The following is a 7057-nucleotide window of genomic DNA, read 5'->3' on the forward strand; positions in this document are numbered from 1 at the left end:
GGGTACCCCCATCCGGGACCCGCCGTGAACCCATCCATGGGGGCTTGTCAAAAACATCCATGTTTTAGACAGTCCCGGATGGGGGTACCCGCCCACCTCAAGACGGATTCCGGTGTGCGGTAGCCGAAATCAAATACAGCGGCAGGTGCCGACCAGCGATCGGCACCGACGCTGTTCCCGTGGCCACCGGCTCACTGTCAAAGGGTCGGCGGGTATGGGGGTACGGGGGCTTTACCAAACATGGATGTTTGGTAAGAGCCCCCATGGAAGGGTTTACGGCGCCCCCCGTACCCCCATGCCCGCCGGCCCAAGCCAGGGACATTCGCAGACCAAGGCTCTGGCTTTGGCTTCAAGGCTTCAAGGCTTCAAGGCTTTGCTCCAGGAGGTCTTTCGCGGCCAACCATCGGCACATATCGGGCAGAGAAGAACGGCGCTAGGCTGCGGAGGTTGGTCGCCATCACCTTCCCGGAGAGAGCCATGCGTGTTCGTGTCGTGCCTGTCGTGCTGTTGAGCCTGATGATTGCCGCCAGCGTGTCGGCGCAGACCGCGCCGATGACGCCGGATATTCCGGCCAAGGGATTCGTCACCCCTACCGCGGGGTATGACTACGACAAGCGCGAAGTGATGATTCCCATGCGCGATGGGACCCGGCTGTACACCGTCATCGTCGTGCCCAAGGGCGCGCGCAATGCCCCGATGCTGTTGACCCGTACCCCGTACGATGCCGCCAACCGTGCCAAGCGCATCGATTCGCCGCACATGCGCGACATCCTCCCGCAGGGCGACGAAGTGTTCGTCGATGCCGGGTACATCCGCGTGTTCCAGGATATCCGCGGCAAGTACGGTTCCGAAGGCGATTACGTGATGACCCGGCCGCTGCGTGGGCCGTTGAATGCCACCAAGGTCGACCATGCCACCGATGCCTGGGACACCATCGACTGGCTGGTCAAGCACGTGCCCGAAAGCAACGGCAAGGTCGGCATGCTGGGCTCCTCGTATGAAGGCTTCACCGTGGTGATGGCGCTGACCAACCCGCACCCCGCGTTGAAGGTCGCCGCGCCGCAGAGCCCGATGATCGACGGCTGGATGGGCGATGACTGGCTCAACTACGGCGCCTTCCGCCAGGTCAACTTCGGTTACTTCACCGGCCAGCTGGCCAAGCGCGGCAAGGGGCCGTCCATTCCCAGCACCGGCTACGACGACTACACCACCTTCCTGCGCGCCGGCTCGGCCGGTGACTATGCCAAGGCCAATGGCCTGGAGCAGCTGCCGTGGTGGCACAAGCTGGTGGAACACCCGGCCTACGACGCCTTCTGGCAGGAACAGGCGCTGGATGCGCGCATGGCCAGGACCGAATTGAAGGTGCCCACCATGTGGCTGCAGGGCCTGTGGGACCAGGAAGACATGTGGGGCGCCGTGCACAGCTATGCCGCGATGGAGCCGCGTGACACCGGCAATACGCTCAACTATCTAGTCATGGGGCCGTGGCGGCACAGCCAGGTCAACTATGACGGCAGCAGCCTGGGCGCGCTTAAGTTCGATGGCGATACCGCGCTGCAGTTCCGCCGCGACGTGCTCAAGCCGTTCTTCGACCAGTACCTCGTCGATGGCGCGGCCAAGGCCGATACCCCGCCGGTGCTGATCTACAACACCGGCGAAAACCACTGGGACAAGCTGCAGCAGTGGCCGCGAACTGCTGCCCAGACCAAGCCGCTGTACCTGCGCGCGGGCGGAAAGCTCTCGTTCGAGGCGCCGCAGGCTGGTGAAGCGACCTACGAAGCCTACGTGTCCGACCCGGCCAAGCCGGTGCCGTTCGCGCCGCGCCCGGTGCGCTTCGCCGACCGTGACATGTGGACCAGCTGGCTGGTCAAGGACCAGCGCTTCGTGGATGGCCGCACCGACGTGCTGACCTTCGTCAGCGAGCCGCTGACCGAGCCGCTGCGGATCGGTGGCGCGCCGCAGGTCAACCTGCAGGCGGCCACCAGCGGCAGCGACAGCGACTGGGTGGTGAAGCTGATCGACGTGTACCCCGACCAGGTGCCGTCGACGCCGGAGATGGGCGGCTATGAGCTGGGCGTGTCGATGGCGATCTTCCGCGGACGCTACCGCGAAAGCTTCAGCGAACCGAAGGCGATCGCCTCCAATCAGGTACTGGACTACAAGTTCGGCCTGCCCACCGCCAACCACGTGTTCCAGCCCGGCCACCGGGTGATGGTGCAGGTGCAGTCCAGCCTGTTCCCGCTGTACGACCGCAACCCGCAGACCTTCGTGCCCAACATCTACCTGGCCAAGCCGGGTGATTACCAGAAGGCGACCCAGCAGGTGTGGCATGCACCGGCGAACGCGTCGTTCATTTCGTTGCCGGTGTATTGATGCCGAGGGCGATTACCCGGACACGCTCGGGTAATCGGTGTAGCCCTTGGCGCCACCGCCATACAGCGTGTCCGGATCGAGGTCGGACAATGCCACGCCCAGGCGCAGGCGTTCGACCAGATCCGGGTTGGCGATGAAGGCACGCCCGAACGCGATCATGTCCGCATAGCCGGAGGCGATGGCCTGTTCGGCGCTGTCCTTGTCGTAGCCGTTGTTGGCGATCCACGGGCCCTTGAACTTCGCACGCAGCGCGGCGTAATCGAACGCGATGTTGTCGCGCGGGCCACCGGTGGCGCCCTCGATCACGTGCACGAAGGCCAGCCCGCCAATGGCGTCCAGGCGCTCGACCGCGCGTTCGAACAGCGGTTGCGGCTGCGAATCCCGCGCGTCGTTGGCCGGGGTCACCGGCGACAGGCGCACGCCGGTGCGCTCGGCGCCGATCTCCGAGGCGATGGCGCGCACTACTTCGTCGAGCAGGCGGGTACGGTTTTCGATGCTGCCGCCGTATTCGTCGGTGCGCAGGTTGCTGCCATCACGCAGGAACTGATCGATCAGGTAACCGTTGGCGGCATGCACTTCCACGCCGTCAAAGCCGGCAGTGATCGCATTGCGCGCGGCCTGGCGGAAATCCTGGATCAGCGCGGGAATCTCGTCCAGCCGCAGCGCACGCGGCTCGGAGACATCCTCGAAGCCCTTGGCGGTGAACGTCTTGCCATTGGCGCGCAGCGCGCTGGGGGCAACCGGCACTTCGCCTTCCGGCAGCAGGCTGGTGTGCGAAATGCGGCCCACGTGCCAGAGCTGCAGCACGATGCGGCCGCCGCGTGCATGTACCGCATCGGTGACCTTGCGCCACGCATCGATCTGCGCCTGGCTGTAGATGCCGGGCGTATCCAGGTAGCCCTGGCCGAGCGGGCTGATCTGGGTGGCCTCGGCGATGATCAGGCCAGCGCTGGCACGCTGCTCGTAATACTGGATGGCGAGGGGATTGGGCACCCGTCCGTCGATGGCACGGTTGCGGGTGAGCGGTGCCATCGCGATGCGGTTGCCGACTTCGATCGCGCCGAGCCGGGTGGGGGTGAACAACGTACCGTCAGAAGACTGTGTCATGTGCGATGCCTTGGGGAAGGGAGGTCGTGCAGGGGTACGACACCCAGCATAGGCCCAGGTGCGTTGCAGCGATGGGAAGCATTGTTGCGGCGCGCTGCGTGCACGTTGTGTAACGCATTTGAGGCGTACGGTAGGGGTGAACTCAAGCAGAGGCAGTGCAATGATCGATTACCAACTGAAGGGCAAGGTCGCCATCGTCACCGGTGGCGTTTCGGGCATCGGCCTGGCCGTGGCCGAACTGCTGGCCGATTCCGGCGCGGCGGTGGCGGTGTGGGACCTGAAGGACGACGCGGTGCAGAAGACCGCCGAGGCGATTCGTGGCAAGGGCGTGAAGGCGATCGGCATCGCGCTGGACGTCACCGACGAGACGGCCGTGGAAGCGGCCGTGCAGCGCACGGTTCAGGAACTGGGTGGGCTGGATATCGCGGTGAACAACGCCGGCATCGGCGGCCCGTCGGCGAGCAGCGGCGACTACCCGGTGGATGGCTGGAAGCGCGTGATCGACGTGAACCTCAACAGCGTGTTCCTGTGCCAACGCGCGCAGATCCAGGCGCTGCGCAGGGCCGGCAAGGGCGGCAGCATCATCAACATGGCCTCGATCCTGGGCCAGGTGGGGTTCGCCAACTCGGCGGCCTACGTGGCCGCCAAGCACGGCGTGGTCGGCCTCACCCAGACCGCAGCCTGGGAGCATGCCGGCGACAACATCCGGGTCAACGCGGTGGGCCCCGGGTTCATTGCCACGCCCCTGCTGGACAAGATGGATCCGGCCGTGCGCAAGGCGCTGGAAGCCAAGCACGCGCTGAACCGGCTGGGCAGGGCGGAAGAAGTAGCGGCGCTGGTGGCCTGGCTGGCCAGTGCCGACGCCTCGTTCGCCACGGGCACGTACTACGCCATTGATGGCGGTTACCTGGCGCAGTGACAGCGTGGGTGCAGGGGCGGGCGTTGCCGCTCCTGCACGCCATGCTCACGCCGGATTTCACGGCGCTCCCACGACGCTCACGCAAGGCTTGAGGCATTGCCGAGGAGAGCTGGATGGGACTGGAACAGGATCTGTCGATTCTGCTGCGCATCGCCGCAGCGATGTTGTTTGGCGGCGTGCTCGGGCTGGAGCGCGAGCTGGGCAAGCATGCGGCCGGGCTGCGCACGCACATGCTGATTGCCGGCGCGGCGGCGTTGATCGTGGGGCTGGGCGACAGCATCGCCGAGCATTTCCAGCAGGAACGCTACCGCGACCTGCTGCAGGTGGATCCGGTGCGTCTGATCGAGGCGGTGGTAGCGTGCGTTGGCTTCGTGGCGGCGGGCACCATCCTGCGTGGCAACCGCGAGGACGAGGTCAGCGGCTTGACCACGGCCAGTTCGCTGATCATGGCGGCGGCCATCGGCATCGCGGTGGGGATCGGGGAATATGTGATTGCAATCGGGGTCAGCGTGATGTGCGTGGTCGTGCTGACGGTGTTCCGCCGACTGGCAAAGAAACTGGAGTCGCCATGAGCAGTGAGCGTGCTTTCGAGATACAGCGGATCGACCACGTGGTGCTGCGGGTGCAGGACCTGGCGCGCGCGGTGTCGTTCTATCGCGATGTGCTGGGCTGTGGGGTCGCCCGCGAGCGGCCGACGCTGGGCATGGTGCATCTCCACGCCGGGGCGTCGATGATCGACCTGATCAGCGTGGATGGCGCGCTCGGCAGCCGTGGCGGCCCCGCCGCCGGCGCGCAGGGGCGCAACCTGGACCACCTGTGCCTGCGCATCGAGCCGTTCGACGAGGCGGCGTTGCGCGAGCACCTGACGATGCACGGGGTGGTGGTGGATGGGCAGGTCAGCAGCAACCTGGGTGCGGAGGGCGACGGGCTGTCGCTGTACCTGCGCGACCCGGATGGCAACGGGGTGGAGCTGAAGGGTCCGGCCAGTCCGTGCGGCTGCGGTTAGGAGCACAATCCGCTGCGCAGGAGTAGATCTTTGGTCTAATGGGCGGATCGTGAACGCTTCGCCATGGTTGGGCCATGATCATCTCCGCTTCCACTGACTACCGCGCTGCCGCACAGCGGCGGCTGCCGCCGTTCCTGTTCCACTACATTGACGGCGGCGCCTACGCCGAGCACACGCTGCGCCGCAACGTGGAGGACCTGGCCGAGATCGCGCTGCGCCAGCGGATCCTGCGCAACGTGGCCGACCTGAGCCTGGAGGCGGAGCTGCTGGGTGAGCGCATGGCGATGCCGGTGGCGCTGGGGCCGGTGGGCCTGACCGGGATGTATGCACGACGGGGCGAGGTGCAGGCGGCGAGGGCGGCGGCCAGCCGCGGCATTCCGTTCACGCTGTCGACGGTGTCGGTGTGCGCGATCGAGGAGGTGGCGCCGGCCATCGATCGCCCGATGTGGTTCCAGCTGTATGTGTTGAAGGACCGCGGCTTCATGCGCAATGCGCTGGAGCGGGCCAAGGCGGCGGGCGTGACCACGCTGGTGTTCACGGTGGACATGCCCACGCCCGGTGCGCGCTACCGCGATGCGCATTCGGGGATGAGCGGCCCCAACGCGCCGTTGCGGCGCATGTTGCAGGCGGTGACACACCCGCGCTGGTCGTGGGACGTGGGTCTGCGCGGGCGCCCGCATGACCTGGGCAACATTTCGACCTATCGCGGCAACCCCACCGGGCTGGGCGATTACATCGGCTGGCTGGGCAGCAATTTCGATCCGTCCATTTCGTGGAAGGACCTGGAATGGATCCGCGAGTTCTGGACGGGGCCGATGGTGATCAAGGGCATCCTGGATCCAGAAGACGCGCGCGATGCGGTGCGCTTCGGCGCCGATGGCATCGTGGTATCCAACCATGGCGGCCGCCAGCTGGACGGGGTGCTGTCGACGGCGCGAGCGCTGCCGGCCATTGCCAGTGCGGTCAAGGGCGAGGTGGAAATCCTCGTCGATTCCGGGATCCGAAGCGGCCTGGACGTAGTACGCATGCTGGCGCTTGGCGCCGACGGCGTGCTGCTTGGCCGCGCGTTCGTGTATGCGCTGGCGGCCCAGGGCGAGGCCGGCGTGGCCAACCTGCTGGATCTGATCGCGAAGGAAATGCGCGTGGCGATGACCTTGACGGGTGCGCGGAGCATTCGCGAGATCAGTGAGGATTCGCTGGTTGGTTTTCCGCGTTGAGAGCGGTAAAGCCGTAAAGCGGTAAAGCGGTAAAGCTGCAGGCTGCGAGTGGTCCTGGCTTGGGCCGGCGGGCATGGGGGTACGGGGGGCGCCGTGAACCCTTCCATGGGGGCTCTTACCAAACATCCATGTTTGGTAAAGCCCCCGTACCCCCATACCCGCCGACCCTTTGACAGTGAGCCGGTGGCCAAAGGAACAGCGGGAGGCGCCGACCGTTGGTCGGCACCGACCTGGTAGGGTCGGTTCCCAAACGACCGCCGATATTGCCAATCAGCGCAGTAACGCATGACCCAAACCGAAGAGCGCTGTTGCTGTTGCCTTTGATTTCCCCAGGCAACCAGCCAACTGTCAAAGGCTGGCGGGGGTGGGTTTGCGGGGGCTTTGCGAAACATGGATGTTTCGCAAGAGCCTCCACGGATGGATTCACGGCGCCCC

Annotated in this window: 6 protein-coding genes; 5 read left to right on the forward strand and 1 reads right to left on the reverse strand. The window is 66.0% G+C overall.

The annotated features are described in order from the left end of the window. The first annotated feature begins 477 nt into the window (after positions 1-477). Positions 478-2373, forward strand: a complete 1896-nt coding sequence (locus QMX79_RS19015) for a CocE/NonD family hydrolase (RefSeq protein WP_282248166.1) — start codon at positions 478-480, stop codon at positions 2371-2373. Positions 2374-2385: 12 nt separating this feature from the next. Here the strand turns inward: QMX79_RS19015 and QMX79_RS19020 are convergent, their stop codons facing one another. After that, positions 2386-3480 (reverse strand): alkene reductase, encoded by a 1095-nt coding sequence (locus tag QMX79_RS19020; protein ID WP_282248167.1) that lies wholly within the window; start codon positions 3478-3480, stop codon positions 2386-2388. A gap of 160 nt (positions 3481-3640) precedes the next feature. Between QMX79_RS19020 and QMX79_RS19025 the strand changes: the two genes are divergently transcribed. The 4 genes from QMX79_RS19025 to lldD all read left to right on the forward strand — a co-directional run bounded on the left by QMX79_RS19025 (position 3641) and on the right by lldD (position 6622). Then, positions 3641-4399 (forward strand): SDR family NAD(P)-dependent oxidoreductase, encoded by a 759-nt coding sequence (locus tag QMX79_RS19025; protein ID WP_282248168.1) that lies wholly within the window; start codon positions 3641-3643, stop codon positions 4397-4399. Between the two features lie 113 nt (positions 4400-4512). Beyond that, on the forward strand, positions 4513-4971 hold the full coding sequence (locus QMX79_RS19030; RefSeq protein WP_282248169.1) for an MgtC/SapB family protein: 459 nt from the start codon (positions 4513-4515) through the stop codon (positions 4969-4971). Beyond that, positions 4968-5405, forward strand: a complete 438-nt coding sequence (locus tag QMX79_RS19035) for a VOC family protein (protein ID WP_282248170.1) — start codon at positions 4968-4970, stop codon at positions 5403-5405. The genes QMX79_RS19030 and QMX79_RS19035 overlap by 4 nt, the downstream gene beginning before the upstream one ends. A 74-nt stretch (positions 5406-5479) precedes the next feature. Next, a complete protein-coding gene (lldD, locus tag QMX79_RS19040; RefSeq protein WP_282248171.1) occupies positions 5480-6622 on the forward strand; it encodes an FMN-dependent L-lactate dehydrogenase LldD in 1143 nt (380 codons plus the stop codon). The last annotated feature ends 435 nt before the right edge of the window (positions 6623-7057 follow it).

This window comes from Stenotrophomonas sp. PS02300, assembly GCF_029959395.1.
Classification (GTDB): Bacteria; Pseudomonadota; Gammaproteobacteria; order Xanthomonadales; family Xanthomonadaceae; genus Stenotrophomonas; species Stenotrophomonas maltophilia_AD.